General features: G+C 70.2%; 13 protein-coding genes. 8 read left to right on the top strand and 5 right to left on the bottom strand.

Annotation, left to right across the window (positions count from 1 at the left end):
• Nucleotides 1-11 precede the first annotated feature (11 nt).
• Nucleotides 12-569 carry a DUF4334 domain-containing protein gene (locus NM1_RS12825; RefSeq protein ID WP_068018771.1) on the top strand — a complete coding sequence of 186 codons (558 nt, stop codon included), beginning with the start codon at nucleotides 12-14 and terminating at the stop codon, nucleotides 567-569.
• A gap of 81 nt (nucleotides 570-650) precedes the next feature.
• Nucleotides 651-1,880: an FAD-dependent oxidoreductase gene (locus tag NM1_RS12820; RefSeq protein WP_068018768.1), complete on the top strand. Its 1,230-nt coding sequence runs from the start codon at nucleotides 651-653 to the stop codon at nucleotides 1,878-1,880.
• A 116-nt stretch (nucleotides 1,881-1,996) separates the two neighbouring features.
• Here the strand turns inward: NM1_RS12820 and NM1_RS12815 are convergent, their stop codons facing one another.
• From NM1_RS12815 to NM1_RS12795, 5 genes are all read right to left on the bottom strand, one after another.
• Nucleotides 1,997-2,710 (bottom strand): HD domain-containing protein, encoded by a 714-nt coding sequence (locus tag NM1_RS12815; protein ID WP_068018766.1) that lies wholly within the window; start codon nucleotides 2,708-2,710, stop codon nucleotides 1,997-1,999.
• Between the two features lie 82 nt (nucleotides 2,711-2,792).
• A complete protein-coding gene (locus NM1_RS12810) occupies nucleotides 2,793-3,419 on the bottom strand; it encodes an alpha-ketoglutarate-dependent dioxygenase AlkB (RefSeq protein ID WP_068018763.1) in 627 nt (208 codons plus the stop codon).
• A 45-nt stretch (nucleotides 3,420-3,464) separates the two neighbouring features.
• The gene (locus NM1_RS12805) at nucleotides 3,465-5,207 is read right to left on the bottom strand and encodes an ABC transporter ATP-binding protein (protein ID WP_068018761.1); all 1,743 of its coding nucleotides are present in this window, start codon (nucleotides 5,205-5,207) and stop codon (nucleotides 3,465-3,467) included.
• The gene (locus tag NM1_RS12800) at nucleotides 5,204-6,919 is read right to left on the bottom strand and encodes an ABC transporter ATP-binding protein (RefSeq protein ID WP_068018756.1); all 1,716 of its coding nucleotides are present in this window, start codon (nucleotides 6,917-6,919) and stop codon (nucleotides 5,204-5,206) included. Before NM1_RS12800 ends, NM1_RS12805 begins: the two co-directional genes overlap by 4 nt.
• 40 nt (nucleotides 6,920-6,959) lie before the next feature.
• Nucleotides 6,960-7,835 (bottom strand): alpha/beta fold hydrolase, encoded by an 876-nt coding sequence (locus NM1_RS12795; protein WP_068018753.1) that lies wholly within the window; start codon nucleotides 7,833-7,835, stop codon nucleotides 6,960-6,962.
• Between the two features lie 243 nt (nucleotides 7,836-8,078).
• Here NM1_RS12795 and pyrR point away from each other — a divergent pair, with 243 nt between their 5' ends.
• The 6 genes from pyrR to carB all read left to right on the top strand — a co-directional run bounded on the left by pyrR (nucleotide 8,079) and on the right by carB (nucleotide 16,083).
• On the top strand, nucleotides 8,079-8,795 hold the full coding sequence (gene pyrR, locus NM1_RS12790) for a bifunctional pyr operon transcriptional regulator/uracil phosphoribosyltransferase PyrR (RefSeq protein ID WP_246011269.1): 717 nt from the start codon (nucleotides 8,079-8,081) through the stop codon (nucleotides 8,793-8,795).
• A 76-nt stretch (nucleotides 8,796-8,871) separates the two neighbouring features.
• A complete protein-coding gene (locus tag NM1_RS12785) occupies nucleotides 8,872-9,837 on the top strand; it encodes an aspartate carbamoyltransferase catalytic subunit (RefSeq protein WP_068018750.1) in 966 nt (321 codons plus the stop codon).
• Entirely contained in the window at nucleotides 9,834-11,135 is a 1,302-nt protein-coding gene (locus NM1_RS12780; protein WP_068018747.1) for a dihydroorotase, read from the top strand. The genes NM1_RS12785 and NM1_RS12780 overlap by 4 nt, the downstream gene beginning before the upstream one ends.
• Nucleotides 11,136-11,645, top strand: coding sequence for a PH-like domain-containing protein (locus tag NM1_RS12775; protein WP_068018744.1), 510 nt, complete (start codon nucleotides 11,136-11,138; stop codon nucleotides 11,643-11,645).
• 11 nt (nucleotides 11,646-11,656) lie between these two features.
• A complete protein-coding gene (gene carA / locus NM1_RS12770) occupies nucleotides 11,657-12,754 on the top strand; it encodes a glutamine-hydrolyzing carbamoyl-phosphate synthase small subunit (RefSeq protein ID WP_068018837.1) in 1,098 nt (365 codons plus the stop codon).
• Nucleotides 12,754-16,083: a carbamoyl-phosphate synthase large subunit gene (gene carB, locus NM1_RS12765; RefSeq protein WP_068018741.1), complete on the top strand. Its 3,330-nt coding sequence runs from the start codon at nucleotides 12,754-12,756 to the stop codon at nucleotides 16,081-16,083. The genes carA and carB overlap by 1 nt, the downstream gene beginning before the upstream one ends.
• Nucleotides 16,084-16,391: the final 308 nt, after the last annotated feature.

Genomic DNA, 16,391 nt, shown 5'->3' with positions numbered 1-16,391 from the left:
AGGAGGACGTTATGACCGGCGTCGACACGCCCGCGGCCCGATTGCGGGCGCTCCGGCAGGAGGGCTGCACGCCGCAGCAGGCCTGGGAACTGTTCGACGGCCTGCCCGCCGTGCGCGTCGACGAGATCACCACCGGCCGCTGGCACGGCGACGAGTTGGACACCGGGCACCCGTGGGCCGGTGTGCTGGTCGAATCCGGTTGGTACGGAAAGCAGTTCGACGGTCCCGACAGTGTGCAGCCGCTGTTGTTCGCGGGCCCGGACGAGGCGGTGTTCCCGGTCGATCCGCGCCGGGTGCCGCTGGCGCTCGCGGGCCGGATTCCGCTCGCGGGTGTGCGATTGGCCCGCAGGCTGTTGCCCGCGCTGCGCCCTCTGTTGCGGACGCGGCCGCCGCGCGCCCGGCTGCGCAACCTGGAGTTCCGCGGAAAGGTCAGCGCCGCAATGGTTTACGATCACCTGCCGATCATCGACGTCTTCCGGCTGGTAGACGACGAAACCCTGCTCGGCGTGATGGACCTGCGCGGCATGGCCGACCCCTACTTCTTCATCCTGCGCCGCGCCCGCGCCTGAGCCGATCGGCACATCGGGCCCCGGATTCCGGCCTAGCATCGAGGGTGACCGGCGTTTCCGACGCGTCCCGGAGGATGTCCGATGGAGCGAACGACCTGTCTCGTCACCGGCGGTGGGCCGGCGGGAATCGTGTTGGGGCTGTTGCTGGCCCGGGCCGGTGTCGAGGTGACCGTGCTGGAGAAACACGGCGACTTCCTGCGCGACTTCCGCGGCGACACCGTGCACCCGACCACCCTGGACCTGCTCGACGAGCTGGGCCTGGGGGAGGAGTTCGCGAAACTGCCCCAGCGGCGGCTGACGACGGTGCAGCTGCCGATCGGCGGCCGGATGCAGGCCCTGGCGACGTTCACCGGGCTGCCCGGCAGGCACAAGTACATCGCCATGGTGCCGCAGTGGGACCTGCTCGATCTGCTCGCGCGCGCGGGCGACCGGGAGCCGACCTTCCGGCTGCGGATGAATACCGAAGCGACCGACGTGATTCGGGAGGACGGCCGCGTCGCCGGGATCCGGTACCGGGCGAAAGCGGGTGGCGCCGGCGAGATTCGGGCCGATCTGACGGTGGCCTGCGACGGGCGCACGTCCGTGCTGCGGTCCGCGGCGGGCCTGGGCTCGCGCCGCTGGGCGACGCCGTTCGACGTGTGGTGGTTCCGAATTCCCCGGCACGACACCGATCCCGCCGGTGGCGTCCCGGTGCTCACCGCCAACCGGGTGGCGATCATGCTGGACCGCGGCGACTACTGGCAGTGCGCGACCCTGATCGCCAAGGGCAGCGATGCGGCCCTGCGGCAGGGTCCGGTCGGCGAGATCATGCGCAGCATGGCGGAAATCGTTCCCTGGCTGGCCGATCGGTCCGATGTCCTCCGAGATTGGGACGAGGTCAAGCTGCTCGACGTCAAGCTCGATCGCCTCGACCGCTGGTACGCCGACGGACTGCTGTGCCTGGGCGACGCCGCCCACGCCATGTCGCCGGTCGGTGGCGTCGGCATCAACCTCGCCGTGCAGGATGCGGTGGCCGCGGCGAGAATCCTTGCGCCCGCGCTGCTCTCGCGCCGGGTGACGGTCGCCGATTTGGCCCGCGTGCAGCGCCGACGCCTCCTGCCCACGGTGATAACCCAGGGGATGCAACGCATTGCGCACGCGCGCGCCATCGCCCCGGCGGTTTCCGGAGCGGTCAATCTCTCCAACTCCGAACGAACCCCGTTGCTCCTGCGCATATTTCGGCGACTCCCGGTCGTGCGCGGCATCCCGCCGTTCCTCGTCGCCCGCGGCGTCCTCCCGGAACACGCCCCGGAATTCGCCCGCCGCCCCTAGCCGCTCCACCCACTCACGACGCACCCCGTGCGTGTTCCCGCACCCGCTACAAGCCTCTGCACGGGGTGCGGGAGCGGATAAGGGGTGCGTCCGGTGCGGGCTACCGCCGCGGCGCGTCAGGTGCGGTCGAGGATTGCCTCGAAACGCTCGTCGGCGCGGTCGAGCTGGTCGAGGATGTGGTCCTTCACGTGGTCGGCGAGCGGTGTGTCGGTGCGGGTTACCAGGTCGCGGTAGACGTTGGTGAGGGGGCGGTACTTGGTGGCCAGTTTGTGCATGACGGGACCGGTCGCGTACAGGATGCCCACGCCGTTGTCGGTGAAATCCGAGATTTTCACGACGCGTGCCCACGGGTCGCGATCGAGGCTGGCCGAGACGTATTCGCGGTACTGGGTGTGCCGGTCCATCGCGGGGTCCGGCGGGGGATTGGTGACGGCGGCGACCAGCGTCGCGACCCGGCCGCCGAACCGCTCGCACATTTCCGTCAGCGCCCCGTCGGTGGCCGGACCCGTTCGAGCACCGGCCAGTTCGGGCGCGTGATCCTCCACAGCATCGTGCAGCAGGCCCGCCACCACCACGTCGGTATCGCGGACCTCGTAGTGGCTGACGATCCGAATCGCCACGCGCAACAGGTGATTGACGTACGGCTCCCGCCCGTAGCGGTCCTCGCGGTGCAGGTCGGAGGCGAGTTCCAGTGCGGCCCCGACCCGCTCCGGCTCCGGCAGCTTCTCCGTCTCCAGCTCGAGGCGCCGCCGCAACCCGCGCTCCCCGTGCACGTCGGAGATCGTGTGCAGCGGCATCACCGAGAGGATTCCCGCCCCAACTGTATTCATGGAGCCAATTTAACCGGCCGGTACGACGAGAACGCTTATGGCTCGCTTGCGGCCCGGCGGCCGGAGCCTGAACAGTGCGTGGCTATCGGACACCCCGGGGCCGGAACTGGATGCTTATCCGCGGGCCGACCGGCCGCCGCGTCTTCGGGACCGCGTGCTCCCAGGTGCGCTGGCACGTACCGCCCATCACGATCAGGTCGCCGTGGCCGAGCGGGTAGCGGATGTTCGCGCCGCCCCCGCGCGGGCGCAGCAGCAGCGGGCGGGGCGCGCCGACCGAGACGATCGCGACCATGGTGTCGTGCGTCGCGCCGCGGCCGGAGGTGTCGCCGTGCCAGGCGACGCTGTCGTTCCCGTCGCGGTAGTAGCACAGCCCCGCCGTGCGGAACGGCTCGCCGAGTTCGTCGCGGTAGTGCTCGCTCAACGCGTCGCGCGCCTCGTCCAGCAGCGGATCCGGCAGTGTCTCCCGCTCGTCGTAGAAGCGCAGCAGCCGCGGCACGTCCACCATGCGGTCGTACATCTGCCGCCGGTCCGCCCGCCACGGCACCTGCGCGGCGAGCCGCTCGAACAGCAGATCCGCCCCGGACAGCCAGCCCGGCAGCACGTCCACCCAGGCCCCGCCGTCCAGGACCGTGCGCCGTAGCCCGTCCAACGGCTCCAGTCCGAGATCCCCGAAGCCGTCGAGCAGCGAACCCTGCAGCGGTGTCGACATGAGATCGAATCTACGTTCTATCGAACATATGTTCAAGCATCGTGGTCAGCCGTGCCAGGTACGCCAGAGGGCGGCGTAGCTGCCGTGACGGGCGAGGAGTTCTGCGTGGGTGCCGAGTTCGGTGACGCGGCCGTCCTCCATGACCGCGATGCGGTCGGCATCGTGTGCGGTCTGCAGCCGGTGGGCGATGGCGATGACCGTCCGGCCGGACAGGATGGCGGCCAGGCTGCGTTCGGTATCGCGGGCGGTGGTCGGGTCGAGCATCGCGGTGGCCTCGTCCAGGATCAGCGTGTGCGGATCGGCCAGCACCACGCGGGCGAGCGAGAGTTGCTGTGCCTGAGCATCATCGAGCCGATGTGGGCCGTCGAGCACGGTATCGGGACCGTCCGGCAGCTCCGTGGCCCAGTTCGCACCGACCGCCGCGAGCGCCGCGCGCAGCTCGGTATCGGTGGCGGTCGGGGCGGCCAAAAGCAGGTTCTCGCGGAGGGTGTCGCGGAAGACGTGGTGTTCCTGGGTGATCAGCACGACCTGGCGGCGCAGCCGATCCGGATCGAGTCCGGCGACGGGCACGCCGCCGACGGTGATCGAACCGCGGCGGGGCGCCTCGATCCCGGCGAGCAGCCTGCCGAGCGTGGACTTCCCGGCGCCGGAAGGACCGACGACGGCGAGGCGCTCCCCGGGCCGGATATCGAGGTCGATGCCGTGCAGGACATCGCGGCCGTCAGCGTAGGCGAAATACGCATCGGCGCAGACGATCCGGTCATCCGCGGGCTCGGCAATCGTCGCGGGTCCCGCCTCGGACCGCGCCGCCGCGATTCCCTCGATTCTGGCGAATGCGGCGGTGGCGCTCTGAATCTGGTCCAGCCACTGCATGAACAGGTTCAGCGGATCGATCAGCCGCTGGAGGTACAGCGCCGCGGCCACGACCGTGCCCAGGGAGATCAGGTCGTTGCGGTGCAACCAGCCGCCGAGCAGCAAGACGCCGACCACCGGTAGCGCGCAGGCGATCTCCACCACCGGAAACAGCCGAGTGCGCAGCCCGAGGGTCGCCAGCCGTGCCTGCCGGCTGTCCGCGATCGCGGCGTCCGCCGCCAGGATGCGGGTGCGCGCCATCCCGAAGGCCTCGACGGTTCGCGCTCCCTCCGCGGTCGTCGTGACGACCTCGTTGACCTGTCCGGCGGTCGTGGCCTGCCGTAGATAGGCGGCCTCGGCGCGGCGCAGGTAGGAACGCAGCGCGAAGGAGGCGACGACCAGCGCGCCCAACCCGAAACCGCCGAGCCTCGGATCGAGCAGCACCACCGCGACCATGAGGAACACCAGTTGCACGGACGCCAGCAGCAGCTGCGGTGCCATGCCGCGCAGCATGATGGCGACGGCGTTCACGTCCGCCGTGCCGCGGGTGATCAGATCCCCGGTGGTCGCGTGCTCGACCAGGGCGCCGGGCAACACGAGGGTGCGGTCGAGGAAACGCTCACGGATGCGCGCGGCCGTGCGCTCGCCGAAGCGATAACTGAGCGCCTGCGCGTAACGCAGCAGCGCGATCTGGGTTACGGTCACGATCAGGATCGCCACCGCGAGCCGGTCCACCGTCGCGAGCACGGCGCGGCCCTGCGTCGCGGTGACCGCATCGACAATGCGCCCGAGCAGCAGCGGCGTCAGCAGCCCGGCCCCCGCGGCGAGCATATTCGCGATCATCGCCGTGCCGAAAAGCGTTCGGTCCGAGCGTATCTCCCGCCAGGCGGCGCGCCGGACGCGGGCCGCGCCGGCAACCGGCAGCAGGATCGTCATCGCAGCACCCGGGTGTCGTCGCCGCGCGTGACGAGGCGGTGATAGCCCGGTTCGGTGTCGAGCAGTCGCCGATGCGTCCCGGTGGCGGCGACCCGGCCGTCGACGACAAAACACACCAGGTCGGCGCGGTGCAGCACGATCGGTGAGGTGGTGGCGAGCACGGTTGTCGCGCCGCGGCGGTCCGCGGCGAGCCGGTCCGCGATGCGTGCCTCGGTGTGCGCGTCCACCGCGGAGGTGGGTTCGACCGCGAGCAGCACCTCGGGCGCGGCGTACAGTGCGCGGGCGAGCCGGAGCCGTTGCCGCTGGCCCCCGGACAGGTTGTGGCCCCCGGGCCCGATCACGGCGTCGAGTCCGCGTGGCAGCGCGTCGACGATATCGTCGGCGGCCGCGGTGTGGATCGCCGCGCGGATGCGCTCGTCGTCGGCGTCGTGGCGGCCCGCGACGACCTCGCGGACCGACCCGGTGAACAGGTGGGCGTCGTTGTCGGCGACCAGGATTCGTGATCGGACCGCGTCCAGCGGCACCCCGTCGATCTCGGCGCCGCCCCAGGTCGCATCGGAGAGCGCGAACCGGCCGAGCCGGTCGGTGATCGCGACGCCGTCGGCCGGTGCGGCACAGGCGAGTACGGTGAACAGCCCCGGCGGCGCCATCGCGCCGGAGTCCGGATCTCGCAGCGCCGCAGGAGTTTCCGGTGGGGTGTCGGTGATCGCGTCGTTGTCGTGCTCGTTGTTCAGCCGCAGCAGCCGGACCACCCGGTCGGCCGCGACCCGGCCCCGGGCGACGCTGCTGCCGCCCTCGATGAGGAACCCGACCGGCACGATCAGTACGGCGGCGTATCCGTAGACGGCGACCAGATCACCGACGCTGATCGCCCCGGTGGCCGCCATCCGGGCGGCCAGCCAGGTGACCAGCGCGAGAAACAGTGTGGGCAGGCCGGTGGCGAGGGCGTCGACCCAGCTGGCCACGGCGCCCACGCGCTCGCCCCGGGTGATCAGTGCCTGCGACTCGCGGTGGAAGCGGGCCCCGTACCGCGCCTTGCCGCCCAGTCCGTTGAGGACCCGCAGGCCGCTGAGCACGTCGGCGAGCCGCTCGGTCAACGCACCCTGATGTTCCCGGTAGCCCTGGCCGCGCTGCTGGATCCGGCGCAGCAGTGGCATGGTGAGGCCGATGATCAACGGCACCCCGGCCAGCACGACCAGCGCGAGCGGCGGCGAGATCGACAGCAGCACAACGGCGACCACGAGATAGGCGATCACCGCGCCGACCCCGGGCCCGGTGATCGTCAGCGACTGCGCGATCACCTGCATATCGGCCGTGCCGATGGTGGTGACCGCGCCCGCGCCGAGCGTGCGCGTCAGCGAGTTACCGAGATATACGCTGCGGTGCACCGTCGCCCGGATGACGCGGTCGGCGGCATCCATGCGGACCTTCGTCATGGTCCGATGCCGGGCGATGCCGGATCCGGCGTTCGCGACGGCGACGGCGAAACCCGCTGCGGTCCAACGGGCGAGGGCGGCCGGATCCCCGGCCGCCAGCCCGTCATCGATCGCCCGGGACAACACGTAGGGCGGGACCGCGAGCGACACCATCCATATCGTGCCCAAGGTCGCCCCCAGTGCGATCCGCCATTTCTGGCTGACGACCAACCACCACAGAAACCACCCCGGCCCGGCCGTATCCCGCGGCCCCGGTGCGAGAAAAGCGTCAGCCACCCCTTCACTGTAGGGAGCTACCGGGGCGCCGCAGGTCGAGTCACCCGGCGGCGGGCTGGTGGGTGCGCACGAAATCGACTACAGCGTCGGAGAATTCGTCGTTGACATCGCTGGCCGCGGTATGCGCCGCCCCGCCGATCTCGACGTATTCGAGGTGCGGGACCAGGCGGCGGAAGTCCGCGACGCCCTGTTCGCTCACGACGTCCGACAGGCGCCCGCGCACCAGCAGAATGGGCATGGTGAGCCGCCGGGCGGCGTCCTCGAGGACCGCGCTGTGCAGTTCGATGTCCTCTCCGCGCCCGGACATCATCGCCGGATCCCAGTGCCAGTACCAGCGGCCGTCCTCCCGCTGCCGCAGGTTGCGGCGCAATCCGTCGGTGGTGCGGGGGCGGCTGCGGTGCGGCAGGTACTCGGCCACCGCATCGGCTGCCTCGTCCAGGGTGGCGAAGCCCTCCGGGTGGCCGCCGAGGAACTTCAGCACCCGCTCGACGCCCTTGTGTTCCGGTCGCGGCACCACATCCACCAGGACCACGCCGGCGATCAGCTCGCTGCCCGGCCGCGCGGTCGCCAGCAGGCTGGTCAGCCCGCCCATGCTGGCGCCGACCAGGATCGCGGGCCTGCCGAGTTCGGCGAGGATGCCGAGCAGGTCGGCGGTCATCGCCTCGCGGGTGTAGTCGCCGTCGGGCGCCCAGTCGCTCTCGCCGTGCCCGCGTGCGTCGAGCAGGACGGCCCGCAGCCCGACCTTGGCCAGCGCGGCGCCGGAATCCTTCCAGGAATGGCGGGTCTGGCCGCCGCCGTGCAGGAATACCGCCAGGGGTCCGTCGTCGGGTCCCCAGCTCTCTCCCGCGAGCTGGATTCCGCCGTATCCGCGGAAGGTGAGGCGACGCGGTTCGGTGAAGTCGGCTTCGTTGCTCACGACACGAGCATGACACAGGTTCTAATTTTGGTATACACCGTATGAACGATCGCTCGCGCTCCGGTACCGCAACACCGTGGCCACCCCGGCCGCCCCGGATTGCCTGATGTCCGAACATCTGCGCAGGTGGCGGCGCTCACAGCGGCACCCCCGATGCCGGACGTTTGCGGGCTCGCTGCTAGGCTCACTGCTCGAAAGACATCCTTTAACGGACCGTCCAGCGAGGCGGGGAAGGAGGTCGGCATGGCTGTGCCCGAAGACCGTGGCGGCCGCGTCAGGCCCGAAGGCGGCAGTCCGCGTAATCCCGAAGGACCCGCGGGTGCCGCCGTCGAAGGCGGCGCGGCGAGGCCGAGTACCGCCGAATATTCGCAGCGCCACGATCCCGAGTTCGTGCGGGCCGGGCGCGAGCTGCTGTCGGCGCGAGATGTCGGCCGGACGATCGCGCGAATGGCGCATCAGATCATCGAGAAGACCGCCCTCGATTCCGCCGATCCGGACGCCCCCCGGGTGGTGCTGATCGGAATTCCCACGCGCGGAACGACACTCGCGGCCCGGCTCACCGAGCGGATCGAGGAGTTCTCCGGAGTGCGGCCCGCCCTGGGCTCGCTGGACATCACGCTGTACCGCGACGACCTGCGCAATCGGCCGCACCGCCCGCTGGAGCGGACCTCGGTGCCCGAGGGTGGCGTCGAGGATGCGCTGGTGGTGCTGGTCGACGACGTGCTTTTCTCCGGCCGCAGCGTGCGGTCGGCACTGGACGGCCTGCGCGATCTCGGCCGCCCGCGCGCGGTGCAGCTGGCGGTGCTCATCGACCGCGGCCACCGCGAACTACCCATCCGAGCCGACTACGTGGGCAAGAACGTCCCCACCTCCCGCAGCGAGGACATCTCCGTGCTCTTGACCGAACACGACGGCCGCGACGGCGTCTACCTGCATCAAGGGGAGGACGCGTCGCAGTGAGGGAGCGAAGCGAGCGAACCATGGATACAGCCACCGGATGGTTCACGACGGAGCCGAGCGCCAGCGAGGTGGAGTTGTGAAGCATCTGCTGTCGGTGACCGATCTGGATCGTGCGGGCGCGGACGAATTGCTGAACGACGCACAGCGTTTCGAGCAGGCGCTGCTCGGGCGCGAGGTGCGCAAGCTGCCGACGCTGCGGGGCCGCACCGTGATGACGGTGTTCTTCGAGAACTCCACCCGCACCCGGGTCTCGTTCGAGGTCGCGGGCAAGTGGATGAGCGCGGACGTGATCAACGTCAGCGCGTCGAGTTCGTCGGTGTCGAAGGGGGAGTCGCTGCGCGACACCGCGCTCACCCTGCACGCCGCGGGCGCCGACGCCTTGATCGTGCGTCACCCGGCCTCCGGCGCGGCACACCAGATCGCCCGCTGGTTCGGCGAGATCGACGCCGGCGCAGGCGGTTTCGCGGGCCCGGGCCCGGCCGTGATCAACGCCGGTGACGGCACTCACGAGCACCCGACCCAGGCGCTGCTGGATGCGCTCACGCTGCGGCAGCGGCTCGGCGAGCTGGACGGCAAGCGCGTGGTGATCGTCGGCGACATCCTGCACAGCCGCGTCGCCCGCTCGAACGCCTTCCTGCTGAGCATCCTCGGCGCGGAGGTGGTGCTGGTCGCGCCGCGCACGCTGCTGCCGGTCGGCGTCGACCAGTGGCCGGTGCGGGTGTCGCACTCGCTGGATGCCGAGCTGCCCGGCGCGGACGCGGTGATGATGCTGCGGGTCCAGGCCGAGCGCATGAACGGCGGCTTCTTCCCCTCGGCGCGCGAGTACTCGATCAACTACGGGCTGAACGAGCGGCGCATGGCGCTGCTCGACGACCATGCGGTGGTGCTGCACCCGGGACCGATGCTGCGCGGCATGGAGATCGCGGCATCGGTGGCGGATTCGCCGAAAACCGCTGTGCTGCAACAGGTGACCAACGGAGTGCATATGCGAATGGCGGTGCTGTTCCGGCTGCTGATCGGGACCGGGGAGGCGGTGGCGTGACCGTGCTGATCAAGAACGTGCGCCTCTACGGCGCGGGCGACCCCGTCGACGTGCTGCTGGCCGACGGCGAGATCCGGGAGATCGGCACGGATCTGGGCATCGTCGACACCGAGACCGTCGACGGCACCGGCCAGATCCTGCTCCCGGGCTTCGTGGACCTGCACACGCATCTGCGCGAACCGGGCCGCGAGGACACCGAGACCATCGAATCCGGTTCCGCCGCAGCGGCACTGGGCGGCTTCACCGCGGTGTTCGCGATGGCGAACACCAGCCCGGTCGCCGACACCGCCGTGGTCACCGACCACGTGTGGCGGCGCGGGCAGGAGGTCGGCCTGGTCGACGTGCATCCGGTCGGCGCGGTCACCGTCGGGCTGGCGGGTAAGCAACTGGCCGAGATGGGGACCATGGCCGCCGGTGAGGCGGGGGTTCGGCTGTTCTCCGACGACGGCCACTGCGTCTACGACCCGCTGATCATGCGCCGCGCGCTGGAGTACGCGAACTCGCTGGGGGTGCTGATCGCCCAGCACGCGGAGGAGCCGCGGCTGACCGGCGGCGCCGTGGCGCACGAGGGCCCGACGGCCGCGCGGCTGGGCCTGGCCGGATGGCCGCGCGCCGCGGAGGAGTCGATCGTGGCCCGCGACGCGCTGCTGGCCCGCGACGCCGGTGCGCGCGTGCACATCTGCCACGCCTCCACCGCGGGCACCGTAGAACTCGTGAAATGGGCCAAGGGCCAAGGGATTTCGATCACGGCCGAGGTCACCCCCCATCACCTGCTGCTCGACGACTCGCGGCTCGAGACCTACGACGCGGTGAACCGGGTGAACCCGCCGCTGCGGGAGGCCGCCGACGCCGACGCGCTGCGCCGGGCACTGGCCGACGGCGTGATCGACTGCGTGGCCACCGACCACGCGCCGCATGCCGAACAGGACAAGTGCTGCGAGTTCGCCGCGGCGCGTCCCGGCATGCTGGGCCTGGAGACCGCGCTGTCGATCATCGTGCAGACCATGGTCGAGCCGGGCCTGCTGGACTGGCGCGGCGTCGCGCGCGTGATGAGCGAGAACCCCGCGCGGATCGCGGGACTCGACGATCAGGGCCGTCCGCTCGCGGTCGGCGAACCGGCCAATCTGGTGCTGGTCGAGCCGGACATCTCGTGGACGGTGCGGGCAAAGGAGCTCGCGAGCATTTCCGACAACACGCCGTACGAGGCGATGACCCTGCCGGCGCGGGTGACGGCGACGTTCCTGCGCGGCCGGGTCACCGCCCGCGACGGCAAAGCGGTGGGGAAAGAGAGACGTTAGATGGAGCGAACGCTGTGGGTGGTCGCGTTTCTGGCGCTGTTCGTGCTGTGCCTGTGGCTGATGTACCGGGCGTGGCAGAAGAAGGCGCGGCGGCAGGCGTCCTCGATCGGAGAGCTACCCGCGGTGCCCGCCGATCTCGGCGCGCAGCTGCTGGAGCCGACCACGGGCCTGTACCTGGGCAGCACCCTGGCGCCGAGCTGGATCCAGCGGATCACGGTGGGCGACCTGGGTTTCCGGGCCACAGCGGAGCTGACCCGCTTCGAGCGCGGCATCCTGCTGGAACGCCACGGGGCCGCCGCGATCTGGATCCCGCACGAGGCCGTCACGGCGGTGCGCACCGAGCGCGGGCATGCGGGCAAGGTGATGACGGAAGATGGTGTGCTGGTAATTCGCTGGACGCTGCCGACCGGGACCGAGGTGGATACCGGGTTCCGCGGTGACGACAAGACGGTGTATCCGGCCTGGACGAAGGGCGCGACCGGCACGATGACGGGAGACGACAAGACGTGAACGACGCGGTGATGGTGCTGGAGGACGGCCGGGTGTTCCGCGGCGCGCGCTACGGCGCCGAGGGCGAGACGCTGGGCGAGGCGGTGTTCTGCACCGCGATGACGGGGTACCAGGAGACGCTGACCGATCCGAGTTACCACCGGCAGATCGTGGTGGCCACGGCCCCGCAGATCGGCAACACCGGCTGGAACGACGAGGACGACGAGTCGAAGAAGATCTGGGTGGCCGGATACGCGGTGCGCGACCCCGCGCGCCGGGCCTCGAACTGGCGCGCCACCACCACGCTGGCCGAGGAACTGGAGCGTCAGCACGTGGTCGGCATCGCGGGCATCGACACCCGCGCGCTGGTCCGGCATCTGCGCACGCGGGGTTCGATGAAGGCGGGCATCTTCTCCGGCGCGCTCGCCGCGGCGTCCGCCGACGAGTTGCTGGCGCGGGTGACCGGCCAGCCGTCGATGCTGGGCGCCGATCTGGCCGGTGAGGTCAGCACGGACAGCGTCTACACCATCGAGCCGACCGGCGAGCGCCGATTCACCGTGGTCGCCGTCGATCTCGGCATCAAGACCAACACTCCGCGCATGTTCGCCGAGCGCGGCATGCGGGTGCACGTGGTGCCGTCGAGCGTCACGCTCGACCAGATCAAGGAGCTGAACCCCGACGGGGTCTTCCTGTCCAACGGCCCGGGCGACCCGGCCACCCAGGACGATGCCGTCGATCTCACGAAAGCCGTTCTGGGCGAAGGGCTTCCGCTGTTCGGGATCTGCTTCGGCAACCAGATCCTCGGCCGCGCACTGGGTTTGCGGACCTACAAGATGAAGTTCGGCCACCGCGGTATCAACGTGCCGGTCGTCGATCACGCCACCGGGCAGATCTCCATCACCGCGCAGAACCACGGCTTCGCGCTCGAGGGAGAGGCCGGGCAGCGCTTCGACACCCCGTTCGGCACCGCGGAGGTCAGCCACACCTGCGCCAACGACGGCACGGTCGAGGGTGTGCACCTGGTCGACGGCCGCGCGTTCTCGGTGCAGTACCACCCGGAGGCAGCCGCCGGGCCCCATGACGCCGCCTATCTCTTCGACCGTTTCGCCGGTCTCATGGAAGGAGCCTGATGCCCCGCCGCGAGGATCTACACCACATCCTGGTGATCGGCTCGGGACCGATCGTGATCGGCCAGGCCTGCGAATTCGACTACTCCGGCACCCAGGCGTGCCGGGTGCTGCGGTCGGAGGGCCTGCGGGTCTCGCTGGTGAACTCCAATCCGGCCACGATCATGACCGACCCGGAGTTCGCCGATTCCACCTACGTGGAACCCATCACGGCGGAATTCGTCGAGAAGGTCATCGACAAGGAGCGCCCCGACGCGATTCTCGCGACGCTGGGCGGCCAGACCGCGCTGAACACCGCCGTCGCCCTGCACGAGCGCGGAGTGCTGGAGAAGTACGGGGTCGAGCTGATCGGCGCCGATTTCGAGGCCATCCAGCGCGGTGAGGATCGGCAGAAGTTCAAGGACATCGTCGCGAAGGTCGGTGGCGAGTCGGCCCGCTCCAAGGTCTGCTATACGATGGAGGAGGTGCGCGAAACCGTTGCGGAGCTGGGCTTCCCGGTCGTCGTGCGACCTTCGTTCACCATGGGCGGGCTGGGCTCGGGTATGGCCTACAACGACAACGATCTCGACCGGATCGCGGGCGGCGGCCTCGCGGCGTCCCCGACGGCCAACGTGCTCATCGAGGAATCCATCCTGGGCTGGAAGGAATTCGAGCTCGAGCTGATGCGCGACGGCCGCGACAACGTGGTCGTGGTGTGCTCGATCGAGAACGTCGACCCGATGGGCGTGCACACCGGTGATTCGGTAACCGTCGCTCCCGCAATGACTCTCACCGACCGCGAATACCAGAAGATGCGCGATCTGGGCATCGCCATCCTGCGCGAGGTCGGCGTCGACACCGGCGGCTGCAACATCCAGTTCGCCATCGACCCGGCCGACGGCCGCCTGATCGTCATCGAGATGAACCCGCGCGTCTCGCGCTCGTCCGCATTGGCTTCCAAGGCAACGGGTTTCCCGATCGCCAAGATCGCCGCCAAGCTGGCCATCGGCTACACCCTCGACGAGATCGTCAACGACATCACCAAGGAGACCCCGGCCTGCTTCGAGCCGACGCTCGACTACGTGGTCGTCAAGGCGCCGCGGTTCGCGTTCGAGAAGTTCCCCGGCGCCGACCCGACGCTGACCACCACCATGAAGTCGGTCGGCGAGGCGATGAGCCTGGGCCGCAACTTCGCCGAGGCGCTGGGCAAGGTGCTGCGCTCGCTCGAGACCAAGGCCACCGGATTCTGGACCGGGCCCGACGGCGAATGGACCGACGTCCCGGCGATTCTCGAGGATCTGCGGGTCCCCACCGAGGGGCGCATCTACCAGGTGGAGCGGGCGCTGCGACTGGGCGCGAGCATCGAGGACGTCGCCGCCGCATCGGGTATCGACCCGTGGTTCGTCGCCGAGGTCGCCCGGCTGGTGGAACTGCGCACCGAGATCCTCGATGCCCCGGTGCTGGACGAGTCGCTGCTGCGCCGGTCCAAGCACTACGGGCTGTCCGATCGCCAGATCGCCGCGCTGCGACCGGAATTGGCGGGCGAGAACGGCGTGCGCGAGCTGCGGCACCGGCTCGGCATCCGCCCCGTGTACAAGACCGTCGACACCTGCGCGGCCGAGTTCGAGGCCAAGACGCCGTACCACTACTCGAGCTACGAACTGGATCCGGGCGCGGAGTCCGAGGTGGCGCCGCAGCCCGAGCGCGAGAAGGTGATCATCCTCGGCTCGGGCCCGAACCGGATCGGCCAGGGGATCGAGTTCGACTACTCGTGCGTGCACGCGGCGCAGACGCTGTCGGCCGCGGGCTACGAGACGGTGATGGTCAACTGCAACCCGGAGACCGTCTCCACCGACTACGACACCGCCGACCGGCTCTACTTCGAGCCGCTCACCTTCGAGGACGTGCTCGAGGTGTATCACGCCGAGCGCGAGTCCGGCACGGTCGCGGGCGTGATCGTGCAGCTCGGCGGGCAGACGCCGCTGGGCCTGGCGCAGCGGCTCACCGAGGCGGGCGTGCCCGTGGTCGGCACCTCCGCGGCGGCCATCGACCTGGCCGAGGACCGTGGCGAATTCGGGGACGTGCTGGTCGCGGCCGGGCTCCCGGCGCCGAAGTACGGCACCGCCACCACGTTCGAGCAGGCCAAGAAGATCGCCGCCGATATCGGCTACCCGGTGCTGGTGCGGCCGTCCTATGTGCTCGGCGGGCGTGGCATGGAGATCGTCTACGACGAGCAGTCCCTGGAGGGCTACATCTCGCGCGCCACCGAGCTGAGCCCGGAGCACCCGGTGCTGGTCGACCGCTTCCTGGAGGACGCCATCGAGATCGACGTCGACGCCCTGTGCGACGGCGACGAGGTCTACCTGGGCGGCGTGATGGAGCACATCGAGGAGGCCGGTATCCACTCCGGTGACTCGGCGTGCGCGCTGCCGCCGATCACCCTGGGCCGCAGCGATATCGAGGCGGTGCGCCGGTCCACGGCCGCGCTGGCCAAGGGCGTCGGGGTGCGCGGACTGCTGAATGTGCAGTACGCGCTGAAGGACGACGTGCTCTACGTGCTCGAGGCCAATCCCCGTGCCAGCCGGACGGTTCCGTTCGTCTCCAAGGCCACGGCGGTGCCGCTGGCCAAGGCGGCGGCGCGAATCATGCTGGGCGCCACCATTGCCGAGCTCCGCAAGGAGGGCATGCTGCCGAGTGAGGGCGACGGCGGACACGCGCCGCTGGACGCGCCGGTCGCGGTCAAGGAGGCGGTGCTGCAGTTCCACCGCTTCCGCCGCCCCGACGGCGCCGGCATCGACTCGCTGCTGTCGCCGGAGATGAAATCCACCGGCGAGGTGATGGGCATCGACGCCGATTTCGGCACCGCCTTCGCCAAGAGCCAGACCGCCGCCTACGGGTCGCTGCCCACCGAGGGCACGGTCTTCGTCTCGATCGCCAACCGGGACAAGCGGGCGATGGTGTTCCCGGTGAAGCGGCTGCACGATCTGGGTTTCCGCATCGTGGCCACCGAGGGCACGTCGGAAATGCTGCGGCGCAACGGAATTCCGTGCGAGACAGTGCGCAAGCACTCCGATCCGGAGCCGGTCGCCGGCGGCGACGCGGCGCCGCTCGGCCCGTCGATCGTCGACCAGATCAAGGATGGCGAGATCGACATCGTGTTCAATACTCCCTACGGCAACTCGGGACCGCGGGTGGATGGCTACGAGATCCGCACCGCCGCAGTGGGGGCCAATATTCCGTGCATTACGACGGTGCAGGGCGCGGCCGCGGCCGTGCAGGGCATCGAGGCAACGATCAACGGCGGAATCGGGGTGCGCTCACTGCAGGAGCTGCACGCCGTACTGCGAGGCTGACAAGCTGACAGGAGACAGCGGTGGGAACCATCGGGTTTGGCGCGGGAGCACGGCCGGTCGGCGCCGGGCGGGTGAAACCGCGGCGGCGATCGGTTGACATGCAGGCCCCAGCGGGCGGGGGCGATATCCGAGGGATGCGCAACGTCGGCGGCTACAGCACCGTCGGCTTCCGCGCCACTCCGCGGATCGACCGCGAACCCGCCGAGCGGGAACCGTCCGCCGCGGATCGGGACCTGGCGGCCATAGATCGGGAACTGGCGATCATCGATCAGGAGCTGGCGGACGCCGATCGGGAGCTGGCCGCCGCC

The sequence above is a fragment of the Nocardia mexicana NBRC 108244 genome, from assembly GCF_001613165.1.
GTDB lineage: Bacteria > Actinomycetota > Actinomycetes > Mycobacteriales > Mycobacteriaceae > Nocardia > Nocardia mexicana.
The sequence above is the reverse complement of the archived record's forward strand: the minus strand, read 5'-3'. Positions and strand labels throughout refer to the sequence as shown.

Bases quoted from the DNA above. Each gene is read 5' to 3' on its own strand.
- pyrR (WP_246011269.1), top strand. From the start codon at position 8,079: ATGGCTGTGCCCGAAGACCGTGGCGGCCGCGTCAGGCCCGAAGGCGGC.
- NM1_RS12815 (WP_068018766.1), bottom strand. From the start codon at position 2,710: ATGAATACAGTTGGGGCGGGAATCCTCTCGGTGATGCCGCTGCACACG.
- carA (WP_068018837.1), top strand. From the start codon at position 11,657: ATGGTGCTGGAGGACGGCCGGGTGTTCCGCGGCGCGCGCTACGGCGCC.
- NM1_RS12820 (WP_068018768.1), top strand. From the start codon at position 651: ATGGAGCGAACGACCTGTCTCGTCACCGGCGGTGGGCCGGCGGGAATC.
- NM1_RS12775 (WP_068018744.1), top strand. From the start codon at position 11,136: ATGGAGCGAACGCTGTGGGTGGTCGCGTTTCTGGCGCTGTTCGTGCTG.
- NM1_RS12805 (WP_068018761.1), bottom strand. From the start codon at position 5,207: ATGACGATCCTGCTGCCGGTTGCCGGCGCGGCCCGCGTCCGGCGCGCC.
- NM1_RS12810 (WP_068018763.1), bottom strand. From the start codon at position 3,419: ATGTCGACACCGCTGCAGGGTTCGCTGCTCGACGGCTTCGGGGATCTC.
- NM1_RS12825 (WP_068018771.1), top strand. From the start codon at position 12: ATGACCGGCGTCGACACGCCCGCGGCCCGATTGCGGGCGCTCCGGCAG.
- carB (WP_068018741.1), top strand. From the start codon at position 12,754: ATGCCCCGCCGCGAGGATCTACACCACATCCTGGTGATCGGCTCGGGA.